Annotated in this window: 12 protein-coding genes; 3 read left to right on the top strand and 9 right to left on the bottom strand. The window is 47.4% G+C overall.

What is annotated here, in order from left to right; translation table 11 throughout:
- Positions 1-40: 40 nt before the first annotated feature.
- The 4 genes from ACO5GU_RS04685 to ACO5GU_RS04670 form a co-directional block, all read right to left on the bottom strand.
- Complete coding sequence (locus tag ACO5GU_RS04685; protein WP_484825323.1) at positions 41-358, bottom strand: nitrous oxide-stimulated promoter family protein; 318 nt, start codon at positions 356-358, stop codon at positions 41-43.
- Positions 358-2,058 (bottom strand): amino acid ABC transporter ATP-binding/permease protein, encoded by a 1,701-nt coding sequence (locus tag ACO5GU_RS04680; RefSeq protein ID WP_484930314.1) that lies wholly within the window; start codon positions 2,056-2,058, stop codon positions 358-360. The genes ACO5GU_RS04685 and ACO5GU_RS04680 overlap by 1 nt, the downstream gene beginning before the upstream one ends.
- Positions 2,058-3,794, bottom strand: coding sequence for an ABC transporter ATP-binding protein/permease (locus tag ACO5GU_RS04675; protein ID WP_484930313.1), 1,737 nt, complete (start codon positions 3,792-3,794; stop codon positions 2,058-2,060). The genes ACO5GU_RS04680 and ACO5GU_RS04675 overlap by 1 nt, the downstream gene beginning before the upstream one ends.
- A gap of 145 nt (positions 3,795-3,939) precedes the next feature.
- Complete coding sequence (locus ACO5GU_RS04670) at positions 3,940-4,488, bottom strand: GNAT family N-acetyltransferase (RefSeq protein ID WP_484930312.1); 549 nt, start codon at positions 4,486-4,488, stop codon at positions 3,940-3,942.
- Positions 4,489-4,603: 115 nt separating this feature from the next.
- On the opposite strand from ACO5GU_RS04670, the gene ACO5GU_RS04665 reads away from it, so the two are divergent.
- Positions 4,604-4,927, top strand: a complete 324-nt coding sequence (locus ACO5GU_RS04665) for an HIRAN domain-containing protein (RefSeq protein ID WP_313995979.1) — start codon at positions 4,604-4,606, stop codon at positions 4,925-4,927.
- A gap of 55 nt (positions 4,928-4,982) precedes the next feature.
- On the opposite strand, the gene ACO5GU_RS04660 is transcribed toward ACO5GU_RS04665, so the two are convergent.
- From ACO5GU_RS04660 to ACO5GU_RS04650, 3 genes are all read right to left on the bottom strand, one after another.
- The gene (locus ACO5GU_RS04660) at positions 4,983-5,978 is read right to left on the bottom strand and encodes a helix-turn-helix transcriptional regulator (protein WP_484930311.1); all 996 of its coding nucleotides are present in this window, start codon (positions 5,976-5,978) and stop codon (positions 4,983-4,985) included.
- A 132-nt stretch (positions 5,979-6,110) separates the two neighbouring features.
- A complete protein-coding gene (locus ACO5GU_RS04655) occupies positions 6,111-7,238 on the bottom strand; it encodes a 5-methyltetrahydropteroyltriglutamate--homocysteine S-methyltransferase (RefSeq protein ID WP_484930310.1) in 1,128 nt (375 codons plus the stop codon).
- A gap of 101 nt (positions 7,239-7,339) precedes the next feature.
- Complete coding sequence (locus ACO5GU_RS04650) at positions 7,340-7,984, bottom strand: HD domain-containing protein (RefSeq protein ID WP_484911432.1); 645 nt, start codon at positions 7,982-7,984, stop codon at positions 7,340-7,342.
- A 535-nt stretch (positions 7,985-8,519) separates the two neighbouring features.
- Between ACO5GU_RS04650 and ACO5GU_RS04645 the strand changes: the two genes are divergently transcribed.
- Positions 8,520-12,548, top strand: coding sequence for a beta strand repeat-containing protein (locus tag ACO5GU_RS04645; RefSeq protein ID WP_484930309.1), 4,029 nt, complete (start codon positions 8,520-8,522; stop codon positions 12,546-12,548).
- A 44-nt stretch (positions 12,549-12,592) separates the two neighbouring features.
- Positions 12,593-17,026 (top strand): Spy0128 family protein, encoded by a 4,434-nt coding sequence (locus ACO5GU_RS04640; protein WP_484930308.1) that lies wholly within the window; start codon positions 12,593-12,595, stop codon positions 17,024-17,026.
- Between the two features lie 97 nt (positions 17,027-17,123).
- Here ACO5GU_RS04640 and ACO5GU_RS04635 read toward each other — a convergent pair whose 3' ends face one another.
- Positions 17,124-17,900 (bottom strand): hypothetical protein, encoded by a 777-nt coding sequence (locus ACO5GU_RS04635; RefSeq protein ID WP_484930307.1) that lies wholly within the window; start codon positions 17,898-17,900, stop codon positions 17,124-17,126.
- Between the two features lie 578 nt (positions 17,901-18,478).
- The gene (locus ACO5GU_RS04630; protein ID WP_484930306.1) at positions 18,479-23,014 is read right to left on the bottom strand and encodes a Cna B-type domain-containing protein; all 4,536 of its coding nucleotides are present in this window, start codon (positions 23,012-23,014) and stop codon (positions 18,479-18,481) included.
- Positions 23,015-23,354: the final 340 nt, after the last annotated feature.

Genomic DNA, 23,354 nt, shown 5'->3' with positions numbered 1-23,354 from the left:
TCGCAGATGTCAAAGGTGTACAAGGCCAACTAGGACTGCGTTACTGAAGCGCGTGCTTGATTACAAGAATTGGATGGTGTAGAAGCAGCCGAGGTCCTGTGGATTTCATGACTTCTTTGACACGAGCGCGCATCTCTTTGCTATAGCAATGCGATTTGCATTTTGAGCAAAACGTCTTTGTCTCAATGTGAGGACAGCGGTCCACACGCGTATGCGCATACTTCTCAAGCTCAGCGCACTCGTCGCACAGAGGTTCGTGGGCTTTGGTGCGATGGCACTTCTCGCAATAAAAGCGAATCATGAGCGAAATAAGATCTTTTTCCTTTTGACGTTTCTGCGCAATTTCTTCAGGTGTCATCAGCTCACTCGTCCCCCATCAACGGTGTAAACAACATCTGCAATTCCCATGGTAGAAGCCCTATGAGAGACAAGAACCACGGATTTGCGCTCAGTTTCTTTATCAAGTGAGCGCAAGATAATAGCCTCGTTTAGGCTGTCTAGGTTACTGGTTGGCTCGTCGAGCAGCATGAGTGGCGCATCATGCAAGAAAGCGCGTGCAAGGCCAATACGCTGACGCTCTCCGCCAGAAAGTGAGTCGCCAAGCTCTGCAACAGGCGTGTCGTAGCCCTGGGGCAGCGTGGAAATGTACTCGTGAATTGAAGCCTTCTTGCACGCCTCAACAATCTCTTCATCCGTTGCGTCAAGCTTTGCAATGCGCAGGTTATTCTTAATGGAATCGTGGTACAAGTGCGTATCTTGCGTCATGTAGCTCTCAAGATCACGCAGGTTAGAGGTATTAACCTGCTCCAAAGGGGTTCCAGAAATTTCAATGGCACCAGGTGTTGCTGGCCAGAAACGCATCAAGAGTTTAAGCAGCGTAGACTTGCCTGAGCCGCTCTTTCCCACAATTCCCACGATCTTATCGGTAGGAATATCCACAGAAATGTTGTCCAGAATCTGCTCGTTATCGTACGCAAATGAGAGCTCAGAAACACGCACGCCTTCATATGAGATGTCTTTTTGACCCACTACATCTTTAACCAGGGGCTGTTCGTCCAAAATATCCAAAACACGATTGCCTGCAGCAAACGTACTGGTCAGGGTTGTACCAAGTGCTGCCAAAGCCACAACAGGTCCAAATGAACTCATCAATGCAATGGTGACAATGAAAGCTTCATTCATAAGAATCTGCTGGTGATAGGCCAAGTAGAACGAACTAAAGAACATGACTAGTGTTGCGGCAAGAATGACCGTTGAGGTAATCGCATCGTTGACACCAAATGCCTTCTTAACTGCCTGCTGTCTGTCGCTTAACTGATCAGCAAGCTTACTGGAACTCTCAAGCATTTGAGTGCCCGTGTTGTACTGCAGAATCTCGTCAAGACCACGCAGGTTATCAAGGGTAACCGTAGAAAGGTTACCAGCAAGATCTCTTGCCTCAGCAGAGTCTTGCTCGGAGCGTTTAGACATAGCAAGCGGAATTGCCACGCCAACTACCAGGTAAGAAACAAGTGCAATAACACCTAAAATCCAGTTGGTGCTGCCCACAATAAACCACACCATAACAATGCAGAACACAACCGCAATGCAGATAGGCGAGATAGTGTGTGCGTAGAAAACCTCAAGCAGCTCAATATCTGAGGTAATGACACTCATCAGGTTGCCCTTATTTTTGACCTCAAGCTTTGCAGGAGCAAGCTTTCTGAGCGCCGTGAACACACGGTCTCTAATAAGCGCAAGCAGTTTAAACGCAATAAAGTGGTTGCATTCCTGCTCGGCATAGCGCAGCAGACCACGGACCAGGGCAAACAAAAGCATGCCACCAAAAAGCAACACCATAGAAGAAGATGAAGCAAAGCCCATAGCGCTGAGCAGCGCATATGCTCCAAAAATGCTGATGAACGTGGCGGAAAGGTTACCCAAAACGCCCATCAAAATTGCAAGTATCATAAAGCCAGCCAGCGGGCGAACCAGCCCCACCAGCCTCAACATGATGGTGAGCGCACTACGGCGAGAAGTACGTGCAGTTGTGGCGCTGTTCTTAACTTCTGTTTTCATTACGCCTCAACTCCTTTCACATAATTCTCAAGCTCAGTCTGGGCCTGCGTCATTCGTTTGTACTCGTCATTTGTTGCAAGCAACTCTTGGTGCGTTCCACTTCCAACAACGCGACCATGCTGCATAACAACAATCTGATCAGCATTTTTAACGTTTACTAAGCGGTGAGAAATTACCAGCACCATCTTTGTCTGAGCAAGCTGGTGAACCTGCTGCATAATAACGTCTTCACTCTCAACATCAATATTTGAAGTAGCTTCATCAAATATGTACATCTGGCTGTTGTGAAGCAGGGCTCTGGCCAGTGCTAATCTCTGACGCTGACCACCAGACAAGTTGGAGCCCTTCTCGGCAACTGGCGCGTCAAGTCCACCCAAAGACTTTACGAACTCAGCAAGATTGACCTGTTCAAGGGCGTGCCAGAGCTGTTCTTCAGTTGCCTCTGGATTACCCATGGCGAGGTTAGAGCGAACGCTTCCCATAAAGAGATGTGCTTGATGACCAATATACGTAACGTTTTGAAGCAAATTCTGGTCAGAAATGTCTGACAAACTGGTATTTCCAAACAGAACATCGCCAGAATATGAGCGGAGTTTTCCGGTCAGAAGTGCTGCAATTGTTGATTTTCCGCAGCCTGACTCTCCTACCAGGGCATTCAAAGAGTTAGCGCGCATTCCAAAAGAAACATTCACCAAGACGGGTTTCTCGCCGTCGTAAGAGAAAGAAACGTTGCGCAGTGTCAAATCACTGGACTCGGGAACTGTTTTGGTTCCCTGCTCACGAACGGGAGTATCAAGTAGGTCAAAAATCTTGTCTGATGCCGCCATGCCGTTCATGGCAATGTGGAAATAGCTGCCAAGAAGGCGCATGGGCAAGAAAAACTCAGCAGAAATCAAGATGATGAACACACCCTGCCACATAAAGAGGAGGTGGTCATTTACCTGCTGAATTGCAAGAATTGTACCAAGCGCGCTTCCACCAAATGCAACCACGTCCATCACGGTGATGGAGTTGAGCTGCATGGTTAGAACCTTCATGGTAATACGCCTGAAGTGCTCGGCTTCCTCGTTCATCTGCTTGTGTTTAAAATCGTCAGCCTTGTAAATCTTTGCTGTGGTCAGACCCTGCAGGTTCTCCAAAAACGTATCGCCAAGCTGCGTATACTGGCCCCAATACTTAGACAAAAGCTTCTTTGCAAACTTCTGGATAAGAACGATGGTCATTGGGATGAGCGGAACAAATACCAGCAAAACAATGCCAACTACCGGACTAATAAAAAGCAACGTCAGGAATAATGTCAGTGGCGCCAAAGCTGCATAGAAGAACTGTGGTAGATACTGCGCAAAATACGTTTCTAGCTGGTCAACGCCTTCAACTGCCAGCTGAACAATCTCACTGGTCGCATATGAATTTTTATACGAGGGACCAAACTCTAAAAGCTTCTGATAGATTTTCTCGCGAAGGGTCTTTTTAACCCTTTTTGCTGCGTAAAAGCTTGTCTTGTGCTGAGCAAGTTTGCAGAAATACCTGATCACAATAGCAATAAGGCAGAGTGCAATAAACACCAACTGCTCTTCGAGGACAAAATAATCCATGAATAGGGCTTGTATCATTCTTGCCAGAGAATACATAAATACAATATTGGCAAGCAGCGCAAGCCACTGGTAAAGCACGGTCAAGCCAATATATTTTTTACTCTCCTCAATGAGGGCAATGAGGCGTTTGTTAATCATCATATGCAGACTTCTTTCGCCTTTCTTACAAGCAGAATCTTTAATCCACTAACTGTTTTAATTGCTTTACATGTAGTTTTGTCGTTGCATATACGAGTTTGCCTTATGCAACATTTAAAAACAACACACAAAATAGCGAGAACAACTGCTATTTTTGAACACGTTCCCAGTCCTCTTTTGTGAGTACTGAGATACCAAACTGCTCTTCTTTGCCTGTATATTTATTCAAGTCTGTAAAGATTTCTGCTTCTGTGAAGCCACACTTTTGAGCCACTGAAGCAGACCTCTTATTACGCTCAAGATATCTAATAATCACCTGGTCAACGCCATGCTCTTCAAATGCATAGGTAGTAAGAGCTTGAGTGCTTTCAGGCGCCAACCCTTGTCCCCAATAAGGACGACCAATCCAATAGCCAATTTCTGCCTGATGCAACTGCTTTGAGGAATCTTTTGGATCAGGAATTTCTTTAAAGTCCAATGACATCGAGCCAATTACATGACCAGTCTTCATATCCTTTACGGCATAACAGAACTTCTCGGACAATACATTTGCAAGAACCTGCTTGGAATCTTCCAGAGTCTTGTGCGGTTCCCAGCCACAAAGTGGTCCGATCTCTGAATCTTTTGCTAGTTCATAAAGCTCATCCGCGTCAGATGCATGCCATGGAATAAGAAACAATCTCTTAGTGGTAATCATCCAAACTCCTTTTGAAACTCTTTGTCTTACGGCTATTTTTTACTGTCCAATCTGTTGGACACTCATTCTTTAACAAATCCATATTCTATTCTCAACATCTTCTAAGGAGGCTCTTATGTACAGTCCTACAAAGCTTGTTGATTCCTTCGTTGTTTCCGGTCTTCCCTACTACGACGCTCCTCTTGTCTTTGACCAGCTCAAACTTGGCTCAGATCTAACCATTGTTCCTGAACGTGATAACCCTTACGACCCAGAAGCTCTTGCTCTGTACTCTAATGACCACAAGCTGGGCTTTGTTCCTAGAGAAAGCAATTCTCTCTGGAGTACTTTGCTCTTCTACGGACATCAAAACATTGTTACTTGCAAGATCACGCAGCTCAGCGATCACCATGGTCATCTTCTTGTTAAAGCAGGTCTTTACGTCATTGATGCTCGTTAATTGGTACTCGTGAACTGTCCGGTTTAGTCCGTCCGTTTTAGCCCGTCTTCGCCGTTTAGCTAGTCCCTTTCTGTGTTTGGTAGCTCTGAAGAATTCCGCTCAGATACTCTTGATATTTCTGTCTGGTCTTCTTTGGAGCTACTAACTCTATATCTGTTCCAAAGGTTGCAAGCCAACCATAAAACGTTGGAGCTTCCATTACAGAAACATGTACGTCAGCTGTAGTTCCATCAGAACTTGGATTGTTCAAAATAATGTTTTTGCCAAAACGGTCGTACACCGAGCACATCACGCGCTCATTAACACGAAGTGTGACCTCAACAACCTCGCCCGAGTACATGCCAAAGACGCGCTCTTGATACTTGTCTATATCAAACTGATTGATCTGCTCGTTAACTGTGGCGTCAGCATCAGAGACCTCAAGTCTAAACATGCGGTCCACGCGATAATTGACAAAGTTTTGATGCTTATCGTTCCACACAATAAGATAGTAGAAATCGTCAATATACGTAAGTTGAACAGGCGTTTCTTCTCTTACGGGAAGCTCTTCAATAACCTTATCTTTAAAGCCCTTCTTGCGGTACTTAAATGAGACTTTTTTCTTCTGCAAAAGAGCCGTTTGAATAGCATTAAGCGCATAAAACACAGACTCATTTTGCGACTTAATACGACCCTCAACATGGATACGCTTCTTGAGCGTATCAGAGGTAGACTTCCCACCCAGCTCACCGATAAGACTCACCAGGTTATTTGCTTTGCGCTCTGTCAAAAACTTTGACGACTGCACAGCGTCTGCCATCAACATAAGCTCCTCAGCCTGAAACTTCCTGGTTGCCAGGCCATACTCAACAGGATGGCGCTGGTAAGACTGAATGTCGTAACCAAAATTCTGCAGAGATTTGATGTCATCATAGAGTGTTTTACGTTCCACGCTTAGCCCGCGCTCTGCGAGCTTTTCAATAAGCTGAGGTGTGCTCAGACCATGATCGTCATCAGTTTCTTCCTCGAAAATTTTTACGAGGTGCAAGCAGCGGGTCTTCTCGCTTGGCATACTGCCTCCGAAGTCTAGCTCCAATAAAAAACTCCTGTCCATTTTAGTGGACAGGAGTCGAGAAGAACGTATGGTCAGAAACTCTTCGGTAAACGGCATGAAAGTCGCAGACAAACCGTTTCCAACTGATATTTAACCCCAAACTTCTTCAGCAATTTCTTTAACAAGCGCAATCTTTGCCCACTGCTCATCTTCGGTGAGCTTGTTACCAATCTCGCAGCTTGCAAAGCCACACTGGGGAGAAAGGCAGAGGTTCTCCAGAGGTACATACTGAGCTGCCTCATGAATACGCTCAATAACCTTGGCTTTCTCTTCCAGCTGGGCGTGCTTGGTGGTGATCAGACCAAGCACAACTTTTTTACCAGCTGGAACAGAAGCCAGGGGCTCAAAGCCACCGGAGCGATGATCATCAAATTCTAAAAAGAACGCGTTTACGTGCTCTTGAGCAAGAAGAGCATCGGCCACATCGTCATAGCCGCCCTCGCAAGCCCAGGTACTATGGAAGTTGCCACGACAAACGTGCGTGTTAATAGTCAAGTCAGCTGGAGCAGCATCAAGAACGCGGTTATTAATCTCCAAGAGTAGTGCCTTAATCTTCTTAAGACCTTCCTGGTTAGCACCAAAGAAAAGCTCTGCACGTGGGTCAACCAGCACGCCCCATGAGCAGTCATCAAGCTGAAGATTACGACAGCCTGCAGCATATACCTGCTTAATAAACGCACCGTAGCCAGCAACAATATCTTCAAGAAGGTCCTGGTCGTTGGCATAGTACTTGTTAGTCTGCTCGCGATTCATGGGCATAATGAACTGCTCAATAAACTGTGCAGGTGCAGGAATAGTAAGCTTGGCAACGGTTGTCTCGTCCTCAAACTGCTGAACAAAGCGGAAGTGCTCTATAAAGGGATGCTCTTTGGTGAGCTCCACTTTTCCTACGAGGAAGGTGTCGTCAATCTCTGCAGTCTCATCGTGGAAAGGCAGTCCAGTATTAGTTGGCGCATGGCCAATACCTTCAAACGCCCACATAAAATCGAGGTGCCAGGTTGCACGTCTAAACTCACCATCAGTGATGACTTTAAGGCCTGCCTGTTTCTCCTTTTGGATAAGCTCTGTAATAGCTTTGTCCTCTACTTGCTTGAGCTCGTATGCATCAATCTGACCTTTTTCAAACTGAATACGAGCCTGCTTAAGATTTTCTGGACGAAGAAAGCTACCAACAATATCAAAGCGATGTGGAGTAGTTTTATCATTTTTGATTGCCATAATGACCCCTTAGAACTGCTTACGAGAAACCAGTATGACAATCAGCACTTCACTTGTGAAATACAAATACTTAACTAATTCATATAGCTAAAACCTATATCTTAACGTTTACCGTTCCACTCATATAAGAACTGGTCAACATACTCCCGCATGTACTTCTCGCGAGCTTTTCCTAGCTCTTTGCCACTGCGCGTATTCATCATGTCTGTCAGTAAAAAGAGTTTCTCGTAGAAGTGGTTGAGCGACGTTGATTTGTGTGAGTGGTACTCCTCGCCGCCCATGTTGAGAGTTGGTGGTTCATCTGGGTCATACATACCGCGGCCATGACTTCCGCCATAGGCAAAGGTACGTGCGATGCCAACAGCACCAAGCGCGTCCAGACGATCTGCATCTTGAACACACATACCCTCAAGCGTTGAAGGAACTACCGAGTCTGTTCCTGAGAAAGAAACCTCATCGATTGCGGTACAAATTGCCTGGATAGTGGCCTCGTCGACAGCATGCTGGCGCAGAAAACCAACGGCCCTATCCTTATGCTCATGCGTCTCTGGAGAAAGCTTGATGTCATCAACATCGTGCAAAAGCGCAGCAAGGGCAACAATCTCTTGATTTGCTCCTTCCTCCTGCGCAATTCTTACAGCCATTTTGTACACACGCAACGTGTGGAAGTAATCGTGGCCACTAAAATCTGTGGAGAAGACCTCTTTTACAAAGTCCAAAGCGTCATCGATAATTTTTGAGTCCATAACTCCCCGCTCAACACATTCAAACGTATCTCTCGCGCATTATTTGCGTAGACCGCGCATCCTCTTAACTGTCTTTTTCTTAGTGTACAAAGCTTCTCTTGCTAGAAAATTTTGAACTCCAAATTTCATGAAATTGTTAACTATCCAGCTTCCACTATTCAGTTTCCGCATAACTCACATTTGTCTTAAAATTTAATACATTTCTATTGCAATTTTTATCCGTTGCACGTTTATGACAAATGTCGAGAAAATCGTTAAAAATAGAGCAATTTAAATGCCATTTTTCAGCGTACCAAATATTTTGATTAAATTATTTATATAACATGAGATGAAGACGTTTTTTGAAATGTGTTCAAACTATAAAAATCGCTGGTTGAGCTAACAATTTTTACCAAAATAATAGATAATTATCTATACAAAAAATGCTCTGAATATGTGTCATTTGTCTCCATCGTGCTTATCGTGATTTATCACTTTTGGCACAAGCTTTAATTGCAAATTTTGTTGGGGTATTCACTATTTGTTAGGGGTAGGTATGGAAAGAAAAAACAAGAACTTTGCAAGCAAAGGGGCAAAGACAGCTATGTCTTTGGTACTCGCGCTCTCTTTGGTCCCTTCTTCAGCGTTAGCAGAAATTGCTAGCACTCAAGAAGTAACTCAGACGCAAGAAGTTGCAGCAACTCAAACAAGTGATGCAACTGCCTCAACTTCGGAGGCAACTGCAGAGAGCTCTACTGAGGCTACCACTACCGCAGAGTCTACTTCCAACCAGCAGACTTCTGAGCAGACTACTGCTCCTGCAGATAGATCTTCTCGCCGTGTTACAAGAAGCCTTTCTTACATCTCAACTGAGCTCTGGGTAGACGGAACCAACGGTAGCGATACTAACGAGGGCTCCAGCTCCGATCCTGTTAAATCTCTCCAGAAAGCACTGGAGCTGTGGGGAGAAACTTCTTCAATCTACACCATTCATCTTAAAGGCAACCTCAATCTGACCTCTACGGTTACCATTCCTTCTGGTCTTACACTCAAGATTGAATCTGAGGGCGCAACGCTTACTGGCACTGGAAACAGCATTGACGGTCTGGTTCTATCACCTGGCTCAACGCTGACCGGCACGGGCACCCTTACCATGTCTGGCTTCAAGACAGCACTCACTGCACAAGATGGCTCAACCATCACCGATGGTACCTATGTCTTTAGAAACAATGCAGGCTCCAGCGGTACTCGTGGCATTTCTCTTGGTGGAGCCGTTAGCGGTAGCACTAACAAGAGCAGCGTTACCATCACCGCAGACGATAAGAGCAATACAAACTTCTTTGAGTCTGGTGTCACCTTTGAAAACGCTACTATCAAAGTAACTTCACAGGCTCGTACCTGGAATGACGCTCGCAACCTCAACCTTAGGAACACAGACCTTACCGTTGAAGGCTTTGGTCAGACTTTCTACGTCAACCAGCTCAACATGAATGATTCCACCCTAACCATTAACCCATCTTTCTGGGGCCAGACGGGCATGACCATCCAGGGAACTTCCAATATTGTTAACTCCACCATTAATGCTAATGCTGGCTCAACTTCTGGCATTTCTGTTGGTGTAGCTGGTGGAACAGTAAACGTTACTAACTCAACCCTTAACTTCACTAACGGTGGAACTGGCGGCCTTAACGTCAACACTGGTGACGTCATCATTAACAACTCCACGATTAAGGGAGACGGTCGTAACTCTGGCGCCCTCTTTGGAGCCCAGACTAACGGCTCCATCCAATTCACCGGAAACAGCCTGGTAGAAACCCCTGCTACCAAGAACTCCGATAACGGCGCTGGCCAGACTCGTCAGAACTATAACGTTGTTGGCGGCTCTTACCTGATCAAATACGCACCAAGCTACAACAGTGGCTTTGGTAGCACTATCCCTACAAACGGTGCAGCTAACGGCAACGAGGTTCTCTCGCTCTTTACCCTTGCTGACCCATCAACTAACTCTCTGAGCCTCATTAATGCTAGCGGAGCATCCTATACCTACCCAGTTGCTAATGCTTCAAGCGATGGCCAGAAACACGTTTGGGCACCTGCCGCAACCGTTACTTTTGACCTCAATACCCCAGGCGTTACCGGCGTCAACCCAACATTTGCTGACGGCACTACTGCTAACAAGACTGCTCTTGCTATGCGCGGCAACTCTCTTGCAACTGCATCTTCTGTAGCAGGAGGCTCCACTACCCTACCTGCAGATCCTTATGCGAGTGGTCAGGAGTTTGACGGCTGGTACTACACCGACGCTGCTGGTACCGAGCACCAGTTCACCGCTGATACCCAGGTCACCTCTGACATGACAGTCTATCCACATTGGAAGGCCAACACTGCTTGGCTCTATATCAGGTATCACAACGGCAACGGCGTTACCGTTATTGAGCGCGTTGCTACAAATGCTGGTCGCACCGTTAACGTTCTTTCTAACACTGACGTTAACAATCGCGACAGCAACTTCAACATTGCAGGTAAAACCTTCAAGCGCTGGACCACTCAGGCAAACGGCGCTGGCGATGAGGTAGCAGCTAATTCCAGCCTGGCTGTTCCTGCAGGTACTGATACCGTTGATCTGTACGCAGACTGGGAAGAGCAGCACCTTACCGTGTCCTTCTCGGCAAATGGTGGAACCTTCTCTGCGAACAGCGTCTTTAAGCAGAATCCAAACGTCTTTGACATCACCACCGATGCAAACGGCGGAGAAGTTGCAACTATCAAGACTCACCCAACTGTTGCTGAGCAGACCAATATCAATGCACTGCTTCAAAACCTTAGCGGCAACACTCTCAGCGCTACAACGGCTGGAATTGCGAGCCCTACCAGCTCTAATACCAATACTGCCTATACAGATATTGCAACTTTTGAGAACCACATTCTGGACAACACGGATGATCCAATGACCTTCTTTGGCATTGTTATTGGTCACAACTACCACTACTGGTTCACTGACGCTGCAGGTAACTCCCCTGCAACCATTAACGGTGGCGCAACGCTTACCAACGACGTCACCTACTACCTCAAGTGGAAGGAAGATCCTTCCATCCAGAGAGTAGAGCTTACTAGCGATCTTCCTGCTGATATGTGGAGTGACTCTCAGAGCAACACCACTCAGATCAAGGAAGTTACTAACGATAAGAGCTTCAGTCTTACAGGCGCTATTGACGCTACTTCCGTCATTAATCAGATGAGCGCTTTTGAGAATGGCATTGCTGGCGGCCTCGACGACCTAACCAAGATTACGCTTTCTGGCACAACTTCTACCTTTACTGCAAAGCTCACGCTTCCTGCTGGCGTTGTTGTCCCAGCTAATCCAACAGTAACTACCTCTGGCCTTGGTGATCTCTTTGAGGTTACAAACGTTTCTGTGAACGGTCAGGAAGTTACCGTTACCCTGAAGCTCAAGGGCACTTACACCAACTACAAGCAGCTCAAAGACGCTGTCGAGACAGTTGGCAAAGACGATGCAGCTACCGCAGAAATTGCAAGACCTCTTACCGTAACTGTTGATGGTCTCACACTTGACCCAACTCAGGTAACCAATGGTCAGGAGCTCACTGCTACAGGTACTCTTACTGGCTCCTTTGAGTCTTTTGCAAAGAACACCGTCACCAACGTCACCAAGAAGTTCGAACTTTCTTGGAACGGCGTTCAGATTGCTGCAAGCAGAGACCCTCGTGGTACCGGCATTCAGCAGACTCTGATTGTGAACAACCCAATTGAGATGAACCTTCCTGCAGATATGCTTGCTGACGAGAATACCGAGCATGACCAGGTCATCACTATGAAGGCAGGTTCTACCTTTAACCTCACTGGTTCAATTCTTGCTTCCTCTATCCAGGAGCAGATGAACAACATTGAGCGCGCCTACCCTAATACCAACCATGACACCATTACGCTGAGCAACCTGAAGTTCAAGTTCACAGCAACTCTGACTGTTCCTGAGGGAATGACACTTCCAAGTAACCTTGATGCCAACACCATCCAGGCTTCCAACTTTGGCAGTGGCTTTAAGGTCAGCGATGTCCAGGTCAACGGTCGTACGGTTACCGTCACCTTTGAGCTCAGCGATCCTTCCTCCATTAGAACGTACTCTGACCTCGAGCGCATTGTTGATGAGGCAAGTGCAAACGATGGCTGGATGAAGCTCACCATTCCTGGCGTCACCATTGACTCCAATGTTGCTGCAGGCACCCAGCTCACCGCTGTCGGCACCGTTACCGGCTCCTTCAGTGCTATTGCTGATTCCGCAGCTGGCAACCGCAAGGTCTTCTCGTTCACCTGGAATGGTGTCCAGTGGCCAGACGGTAAGGACGCTGTTGCAACTGATAACGACACAATCCAGCTAACCATTACTGTTGCAGAGGAAGAGACTCCAGAGACTCCTTCCACTCCAACTAAGCCATCTAAGAAAAAGAAGCAGAAGACTCCATACACCGGAGATGCTTCTGCTGCAGCACCTCTTGCTGCACTTCTCGCTGGTATGAGCGCTGTAATGACTTCACTTGGCATTACTAAGCGTCGTAAGAATAAGTAAGAAAGAAAGTGATTGGTTCTGTATCGCTCTAGTTAGGATGTGCTATGAAAAGTAAGGCAAGGATTGTAGCGGGATTGCTTTTAGCTGCCGTTGCATTCGTCGCAGCATTGCTGCCTAACCTTAGCGTGGCTTACGCAGAAGACACTACAGGTCTTCAAATCAATGCTCTGAGCATTGAAGATGCGTCGACTCACGCCCAAGTTGCTGACCTTCTTGCAGGTCAAACTCCTGCTCTTAAGGCGGGAGTCACCTACGCCTTGAATGTTGGCTACACAATCCCTGCATCGTTGCAGTTCTCCCCAACGTACCTCAACGTGAGGTTTGGAGACGGACTCTATGTCACAGGTCTTCCAGGTGCAACGTTTACCGTTGGTGGCATCTCAAACACCAGCTTCTCTAACCTGGTTACCACACCTACGGGAACGGGAACCCTTCCTTACGGCTATCCTGGTGCAAGTTCCGAGAAGAACCGCAGTGGTGATTTGGTCTACATGACCAATAACGGCCTTACCCAGGTTTCTTCCAGGGGAGAAATTCAGTTCAAGCTTGACGACGCTGTTGAGAACCAGAGCGCAAGCCAGGTTATCGCAAATGCGATTCGTGTTAGCTTGAGTACCGCTGCAACACAAAACATTGATCCACACACCTCATCTGTTACTGCAGCTGACGCCATGACCTATGGTTTCTGGGCTGATCAGTCCACCGAGGTTCTCTCTAAGGGTGGCACCACCTCTACCCTGCAGGTTTCTACCACAGGCTCTAAGGTACTCACCGAGGCAAACAGCAAGACTACAGTTCAGGTTGTCTATCCAAGTGATATGGAGCTTGTTGGTGTCAACGAGACCAGCCTCTACAACACCCCAGGTACCATCGTCTCTACTACCGATGACGGCACTAACAAGACCGCAACAGTCGAGTGGAACGAGCCAGGCTCTTACGCAGGTACCCCAACCTTTAAGCCACAGATTAAGGTTCCTGCATCAAGCACCAGACCTAACAACTCAACCTTTAACGTCACCATTAAGAACCTCACTATGTCCGTTTGGAATGACACTCCAAACGTCAACCGTACCTCCGCAAACGCTTCTTCTACGCTTACGGTTACCGTAATTGACGGTCTTAACCCAGAGCGTCTTACCACACACGCTCTTGTCGATACAGCTCCTAACTGGGCATACAAGAAAAACGATACCTACAACGTTCGTCTTGGCACCTATCTCATCAAGAATGAACTCTCCTCAGACACCGCTCCAAAGACGCTCGAGATGACCATCGATCAGAACCAGACCGCTATCATCCGTGGCGTCACCATCCCTTACAAGGCTGGTATGACCTATGGTCCAATCCACTGGACCGCATCGGACGGCACGAGCGGAACTGCTGACCCAAGCATTCTGCGTACCTCTGGTGTCTCCGCACTTATCACCAACACTGCCCTTGGTCTTGATATCAATACCTCTATCACTTCCATCAAGGTTGACCTTGGTCCAATTCTTGGCGGATACGATGGCATTAGGCCAATGAGCGATCTTCTCGACACATGGAATCCAAACAACAAGCATGTCACTGACGAGTACTACGGCTGGAGCTACATCTCCAACGGCGTTTACGGCTCTTGGAAGAAGGGCACTAACGCCGACGTTGTCACTAACGTCAAGCTCTACGACACTGGTACCACTCCTGACGCAGGCGTTACGCTGACCGCTAAGTCCGGCGCACCTAAGGTTCTTAACGGCGTTGGTAGCATCGATAAGACCCAGATTAACGGCGGCGAGACCTTCAAGATTTCTGGTCGCATCGACGACGCAAACTGGGACTGGAACCCTCTTCAGGAGCCAGTACTCTACGTCATCATGCCTGAGGGCTTCACTTACAGCAACCTCACCGTTTCTAACGGCACGCTCAGTGCTCCTGAGTTTGTAGGAACGTACGATAAGGACGGCGTAGCTGTTAAGGTTTGGAAGTACACCATTGATGTTGGCGACGAGACTCGCGGCCAGTATCAGCCAGACTTTACCAGCAAGAACATGACTCTGAGCATGGATGTCCACACCACTGATCTTGCAGGCAAGGGCATCTACCACATCAATGACTTTGTTGGCATTACCACCAAAGACTTCAAGGAGATTGGTGCTCAAATTAAGTCTGAGCACTGGGACCGCAGCAACTGGAACACTTCCCAGTACACCAGCCTGTTTGGCAACAGCGTCAACTCTGGCGAGACCATGGTTTCTCTCTCCGAGCGCCCTGGTATCAACATTGCACAGGCATCTGCTATTGCCGCTGCATCTACCCTTTCTGTAAAGGACGTCATCTCTGGAACCGTTACTGACTACACGTACGACTCCGCTAATCCAGGCGCAACTACCCCTGTTATGCAGCGCGATGACACCGCAACTGTTCACATTGCTGTCCGCAATAACACCGGTAACACTGCAAATACCACGCAGCTATTTGTTCCTTTGCTCTCCAAGTCTGCAGACCGCGGTGCTGGCATCAATCCAGAAGGTGCAACTCAGCTTCCTCTTACACTTGAAGGCGTAAGTTCTTCTTCCAACTTCTCTTACCAGTACATCAAGCTGAACCCTGGTGTTACCTACACTGCAAACCATGCTCCACAGCCTGGCGACTACACCGTAGTCACTAATCCTGCTGAGGCCGACATGGTGCTCTTTACTTCTACACGCGCTCTTGCTGCAAACAGCGGCGGCTTTGTTGACGTCACGTATAAGGTTGCCGACAACGTTGACGCTTCCTACGACGGTAATCGCAGTGTATTCAGCAGCGTTCTTGACTACGACATTGCTGGTAACCACTCCACTCGTACCCTCTCCACTCACGCTCTGAGCTATGCAGGCATTGATCTCAAGATCAATAAGGTCTGGGACGATAACAACAATGCAGCTGGTAAGCGCCCATCCACAGCTGATTTTGGTGCTAACAATCTGGTTCTCTCTAACGATAAGAACCTTGATACCAGCACCATTGCGCCTGAGGTTACCGATAATGGAGATAACACCTACACCATTGTCTACAAGGGTCTTCGTAAGTACGTAGACAATACTGCTGCTGATACTGTTTCGTACACCATCACCGAGAACGTTCCTAATTCCTACGTTTCAACTAGAAGCAGTATTTCTCGCGTTGAGCAGTACACCACCACTCAGTCGCTGGTAAATGTCTACAATGTCAGGCCTACCATTGTGACACCATCCGTTACCAAGATTGTCGAGGGTGATTACCCAGTTGTTCCTATACCTGGAGGGCCTTCACCTGCGTCTCTGGTTAATTCTTACCTGAGCTCAAGTAACGTTAGCGCAGCAGGCGCCACAAGCACTGCAAGCGCGACAAGCGCCGACGACACTGCAAGCGGCAGCTTTGCCGAGAGCCTGATCAACAACTTCCTGGCAAACGGCTCTGAAGACGAGGGCGACGCTCCTAACGTCTTTATCTTTGAGATGACACGCCTTGATCCATCCAGCCCCATGCCTGAGGGATCTACCGGCAATACTGCTCGTACACGCAGGCTTCTCGGTGGCGACGCTGTATTCCGCAACATTACGTTCACTCAGCCTGGCACCTACGTGTACACCATCAAAGAGGTTACCGGCACCCAGAACATCCAGTACGATCAGAGCGTCTACACCGTTACCTATAACGTTGCTGACGACGGCACTGGCCAGCTTGAGGCAACACGTACTATGACCAAGACTGACGAGGACGGAAACGTTACTACCGTTGACCTTGGCGAGCATAACGATGCAACAGGCGCTGTCTTTACTAATGTCTATCCTGATCCACTGCCAGCCAGGGACTATCCAGTTGTCCAGAAGGTTGTTACTGGTAACGCACCAGATGCTCCAACCGACTATCCATCAGTTCTCCCCGACGACAACGGCGGCAACCCACGCACTGCAACAACTCAGGATGTCTTCAAGTTCACGCTCACCCGTAACGATCCTTCCTACCCAATGCCAAACAACGCAACAACAGATAGCGTTGAGACTTCTGTTGCAGTTTCTGGCGATAATAACTTCGGTGAGCTAGTCTTTTCTCAGCCTGGCACCTATGTTTACACCATCAAAGAGGTTACCGGTACTAACCAGAGGGTTACTTACGACAAGTCCGTCTACACTCTCACCTACACCGTCTTTAAGAATGATGATGGCGAGCTTGATTTCACCTATCACATTACTAAGACCGCTGAAGATGGAACCGTATCAGAGGTTGATCAGTGCGAGTGCAACAGCACGCCTCCTCTGGTCTTCACTAACGACTATCCAGAACCTGAGCCTCAGCCAACACCAGATCCTGAGCCAACTCCTAGCTCTGATCCACACAAGCCTTCTAAGACTAAGAAGAAGCGCGTTCTGCCAGACACTGGCGATGTCGCTGAGCTTGTAATTGCTTCTGTTGGCATGGTTGCTTCTGGCATCACTGCTCTCGGCTTTGCACTAAGGGCTCGCAAGCAGAAGTAAGATAAAACTGCTAGAGCGATCTTCTCGCACACAAAAACAGCCGCCTTCACAAGAAGGCGGCTGTTTTCCTTGGACAAGACGTTTTTCTCGCCAGAGATTACTCCCCTAGCAAAGTCTGTAAATCATAGCCGAAGGACTTAACAAACTCGTAAGCGTCCTTCTGCCAATCCTCTTTGAAGACACCAGGGGCGGTCTCGAAGAAGCTAGAGTCCAAATAACGAATAATAATGAAGTTGCTGTTTGGCTGGTCGAATCCATTGCCCCTGCTGAAATCAATACCGTGACCAGTATTTCTTCTCATCGCGGCCTCAAGAATAGGTACTGTGAGCTCGTTGACGGGAACTACAATGTCTGCCCTATCAAAAAAACCACCTTTTTCTTTAGTGAAGACAAAGAGATTGTTGAGTGCGCCACCAGCAACACACTGAACTCGACGAATGTCGGAAAGCTTGACCTGATGCTTTGCGCCGGAAATCACGCCGTTTGCGATACTAATCTTTTTCTCCTTGAGGCTGAACCCAAGCTTAGTGTTTAACGTATCAAGGTTATTGGGGAACTCAGTAGTTAGCTTATTGGCTGCAAAAGCGAGGATGATAGTCTTGGTATCAAGAATGTTATGGCCAAAACCACGATACTTGAGATCTGTGTCAATGCTAGCGAGGTTATGACCGTCGTTATCCTTAAAGGTAATCTCGTAAGGACCGTTTGAGCTGCAATAATTCAGTAAGAAGATTGAACCGACTTCTGAAAACAAAACCTTGACCTCTGGCTTTCCATTACCTGGAACATAAGCCAGACCATCTTTTGTAACGGTATAAGAATACTTATCGTCGCACTTAATAGATACCTGACGGTCATCAAAAATGCTTCTCATGTGCCTTTTACCTCCACGTTTTGCAGTACAAGAAATAACTAGGAACTACCTAAAATTATATCGTGTTGCTGGATAATTCTTTGGTACACGCTAATTTTTCGGCGGATGAAGTCAACTTGGCGTTGGCAGAGCCGTCAAAATCGTTTGAGCAATTTGATTTCTGCATAATGGAATCTGTTTATTCATAATCGTGAATACCGCAATTTTAGAGTACTGATTTTAGTGCCCAAAAAGGTAAAAAAGCCGTTTAGTTGGGGATGAAAATTGAAATTTCGTTATTTGAAGCCCAACTAAACGCATTTTTTACCATAGTTAAAAGTTTTTCCTGGGCAAATGCGTATGCAGAAAAATGTAACCCCCAACTAAACGCATTTTTTACCACTTGACGCTAAAGCGGAAGTGGGAACTTTACAAAACACCAGGATAGCGACACGACGTTATAGTTCTGCGCCGTACATACGGTGGCCTTGGCAGCTTGGTTGCTTTGGTGGCCTTCCACGCGCCACGCAAAACAGGCTCCTGGTTTTACCAGGAGCCTGTTTTTAGTCAGCTATCAGCGAGTTCGAAAAGCCTGGCTATTAGCTGTTCTTCCTTCTCAGAGCAATACCAAGACCACTCAGGGACAGAGCTGCAGCTCCAACGATTGAAGCAATACCTGAAGCGTCGCCAGTGTAAGGAAGACCTGGCTTCTTAGGCTCTGGAGTAGTAGGTGGCGTGGTTGGAGGAACAACAGGAGCAGTGTTGGTCACTGTGAAGCCATCGTCCTGATTACCTGTGATCTGGGTTGTGTAGCCAGAAATAGGAGTCTCGGAGATGGTGTATGCGTACTCGTGACCATCAGTCTTGTCGTAGAACTCAAGGTTGCTGAAGGTGTGCTTCCAGTCGTCAGCCTTGGTGATGGTTACCCTATCAACCTCGACACCGTCACGATACAGAACAATCTCAGCAGAGTCGCCTTCCTGGTTCTCCCAAACCTTGGTGACCGGAATGTCGCGAGTCTTCATGTTGGTGTTGGTTACTACATAGTTAGTAGCGTCGCCAGTAATCTGGGTGGTGTAACCATCAACTGCATCCTCAGTAATGGTGTAGTTGATCAGAGCACCATTGTTGTACTGGTTAAGGTTGCTGAACGTATGCTGCCAGTTGTCTGCAGCGGTCAGAGTAGCGCTCTGAACCTCAACACCATCAGCGAGCAGGTGAATAGTTACGCTATCAGCAGGTGCACCAATCCACTTCTTTGTTACTGGAACAGAAACCTTACCTTCAATGGTGTTGGTAACTGTAAGCACAGTAGCTGAAGAGCCGGAATAGGAAGGTGTGTAGTGAGCAATTGGGTCTTCCTTGACGGTGTACTCAATCTCGTGACCAGCAGTGTAACGTGGCAGGCCGTTGAAGATGTGAGACCAGTTGTTACCTGCGTTCAGGTCAAACTCGCCAACCTGAGTGCCGTCTGCATAGAGCCTGACGTGAACACTAGTAGGACGTAGACCCTGAGCATTCTCGTCGTCAACCCAGACCTTCTTAACTGGGATGCTCAAAGCCTCAGGAGCATGCTGGTTTGTAATCTCAAAGCCATTGATGCTTGTGGTGTAGCCAGGTACAGCGTCCTCAGAAACGGTGTAGGTAATCTCTGTGTTGCCACTGAACTTAGGCAGGTCAGAGAAGGTGTACTCCCAGTTGTCAGCAGCGGTAACAGTCTTGTGCTGAACCTCAACACCATCTGCAAGAAGTCTGACAACAATGGAAGCTGGACGCTTACCGTCGTTGTTGTTGGAGTCGTCCCAGAGCTTCTTACCAGAGACGGAGACCTTCTCCTGCTGCAGCTGGTTGGTAACACTCAGTGCAACGGAATCGTTTGGTGAATTCTCATCTGCCTGACCAGAAGTAGCAGTTACCTTGTACTTCTTTCCATTGTAAGTGACCATGCCATTAGCGTCTGTGCCTACCTCTTCAAGAGTGTAGACGATAGGAGTCTTTGTGCTGGTTCCATCGTTGTGAGTTTCAATGGTGTACTTACGAAGATGCGTGAACGAAGCAGTCCAGTTGTTAGCTGCGGTAAGGTCAAGCGTCTTACCAGTATCAACGCCGTCGGCAAGAAGCTTTACGGTAATGGAGGTAGCATCTGGCTGAGCAATTGCGTTGCCGTCAGCGTCAAGCCACTTCTTCTCTACCTTGACATCCATGATGTCAACAAGCTGGTTTGCGACCTTCTCGGTACGACGCATAGCAGCTTCGTTGTTGTAGATAACGCTCATGTCGTTGTATGCAAGAGCCTCGGAGAGGTTTGGATCGTACAGTGGTGCCTTCATAGTAAGAACCGCAGACAGAACGGTGTATGGAGGCAGAATAGTGCCATCCTTACCAACAATCTTGATTGCCGTTACCTTGGTGTAGTCAGCTGGAGTCTTAGTCCATTCTGGGCTGTTAATCTCGTTGATATCGTTCTGAGCTGGGTGTTCATCGGTGCGATAGTAAATCTCGTACTGGGAGCTGACATCAGTTGAACCAATCCTCAGATCAATAGGACCCTGAAGTGTATTGCTGAAAGCAGAGTTTCTGCCGTCGCCCACATATGGCAACACGTCGTACATAAGAATCTTATTCATTGGCGTGTTGTAGTAGTTACGAATGCTCAGACGATACTGGAAGAGTCCGCTGGTATCGGTGACGCCAGCAAAGTCAGTCATGATAGTAGCCGAGGTAAATGCCCTACCGTAGAATGTACCGCCGCCAGCGATGTTTGGCTCAAGACTACGGATGTGCTTGTCGGACTGGATACTCTCAACGTTGTTGCCAAGAACCTTTGCAGTTGCCTTAAGAATAGTCTCGTCAGTGACACCATTCATATTGATGTCAAGGTCATCCTTGACAAAGTTACTGGCGTTGTACATACCAGAGAAATCATCTGGTGTGCCGTGAGTCCAGTTTGTTGCATAGAAGTAGACGTCATTATTGTTGTTCAGAACGTCATTCTCGGCCTTAGAAGGAATAATGTCGTCGTTGATTACCAGGTTCCTAATCTCATAACCCATGGTTCCATACTGATACACGTATCCAGACGGAAGGGTAATCTTGATTGCATTGCGTCCGGTCTCGTTGTAGTTCCTGATGTACTCAACCTTCTCAGGCTGCAATGAGTCAGCAATTGGTGAAACCGAGGTATTCTCGTCATAAGAAACGCCAGCAGGGAGAAGATCGACAAAGGTTGGATTCTTCAGGTAACGAGCAGGTGAAAGCTCTGTCAGCGCAAAGCCCACGCGAGCACTAAAGCGCTCGTTAGGCATACCTACACGCTGGTACCAAGAGGACTTGGACAGCCAGACCTTCTCGCTAAATGGAGTAAAACGAGTATCCCAATTTGCGGAGAAGTTCATTGGGGTCTTGGTGCCGTCGGTATTAACTTTATTGGCGTTGACCTTGATGATGTTGGTAAGAGGTCTGTCGCTGTAAACCTCGCCAAATGGATTCATGAACATCATCTGGATGTTGAAATCAATGTTGCTGGTTGGCTGCAGGGTTACGTTCTTGAAGTAAATACCAATCTTCCTGTACTGAGGAGACACAGCGGAAGCGTTGGATGGATCAAGTGTACCCTGGTTGATCTGGTCCAGATAGGACTGCAGCTGCTGCTGGCTTGCCGAGTTCATGTCAGCACGGTAAAGCCAGTTTGCACCGTTCTTCCTGGTAGGAATGATGTCATAGCTGCCGTCAGCCTTGTAGCCACGGACCTCAATCTGGTCCATGGAGAGTCCAACTCGCTGACCAACTGCAACAAGATTGCCGGTCAGGGCGGTCATAAAGAGACGGTTGTCGGTGTTAGCAACGTCCTCGATGAACTCGATGTCGGTGAGTGGGGTGTCCAGCTTGTTGACCAGCTTGATAGTGTAATCAAGCTTCCTAACAGCAAGGCCGTTTTTGTCAAACTGAATGGTTACTGGACCACGCTTGCTGAGCATACCGTTGCCGCTGAAATCATTACCAGCAAGACGGAATTGCTTAGAGTCGTCATCAAAGTTGTGCTCGTTGCCAGGGACTTGGCCAACAGTCTCTTCTGCTGCACTTGGGTTGTAAGGGATGCCCTGAACCGTTGCAGTGTTGTTGAAGATCACGCGATTAGTGCCGTTGAGATAGCGAGCTCCCGGGAAGGAAAGCTTGAGCTGGGAATATGCAGGAAGGTTATCTCTGATGTAATCGTTAAGAATGGTGATTCCTGCAGGAATATCAAATTTGAGGGTTACGGTACGTCCATCTGGGCTGAGCGTCCAGTTAGGGTTCTTAGCTGGGTCAAAGTGAGCGGTAACGGTTTGACCTGCTGCATTTACGTACGTAGGAAGGGTATCGGTGATGATGATGGAGCGATAAGCGCGATAGTACTGGTAAAGCCTAAAGTTGAAGATAACGTCTGCGGTTTTATCGTTGGAAAGAGCGGACGAATCACCTGGGGCGTTAATGCCACCATACAGGAGCTGGTCGTTGGTCTCTTCACCTGCAACCTGCTTCATGAGCCAAGGCTTGTCGTAGGTAATGGAGTATGTCTGATCAGGCATATTAGCAAGCTCGGTGCCGTCTGCATTGTACACACGAACAACTGGCTTGAGCTGGAAATCTGCTGGGGTAACCATGTCTCTGAAGCTCATAACGTAAGGGAGCTCCAACTTAACGGTAGTATCGATAGTATTGAGGTACAGACGCTTAATGGTCTTGCCATCAGGGGTAACGATGGTCTCCTCGCGCTTGATAATAGGCTGTGTAGCTGCTGCTGGAGTAGCAAAGTTATCAAGATAAGTGTCAGGAGTAATGTTGTTGGTGTTGTTGATATCCGTAGCGGACTGCTTAGTGTTTACCTCAATCTCCAGGTAAAGACCGTCGATTGGCTTATGAAGGCCAGTTGCGTCAATCTCAATACCTGTGGAGATATTTGCATTGCCCTTAACGGTTGTGGGTGAAGTGGGCTTAAGGTTAACAGTAAGCTCTCCATCAGCGCCAAAATCAATGTTTTGTGTTAACGGATAGGTCACTGCCTTTGCAACAGTGCTTGTACCCAAAATAATGATACCGGTGAGCATCATTATTGCTGCAAACATAGTTGCAAACGTCTTCTTAAAGTTGCTCATATCAACCCCATCTTTCCTATCGAACATACCCCTGGAGATACATAAAGCTCCACTAAACATACTAATGGTTTTTGACAAAATATTTAAAGAAATATCGTGTTCAAATAAATTTTTTTATTTCAATCTTGGACAAAGACTTTGAAAACTGACTAAATTGCGCTCAATTAATGCTACAAAGTGCGTAGATTTAACTTCATTACTCCTGGCGAGAAAAACGTGCGCACCAAACCATTCTTTTTTCCATTTCTTTTATGCTCCTTCAAAAAAATTGGCTGGCGTATACGCGTCAGCCAAAAATAATTCTTCGGTCAGTACTTTCTGCAAAAAATGATACTGGAAT

The organism is Lancefieldella sp., assembly GCF_057237245.1.
The sequence above is the reverse complement of the archived record's forward strand: the minus strand, read 5'-3'. Positions and strand labels throughout refer to the sequence as shown.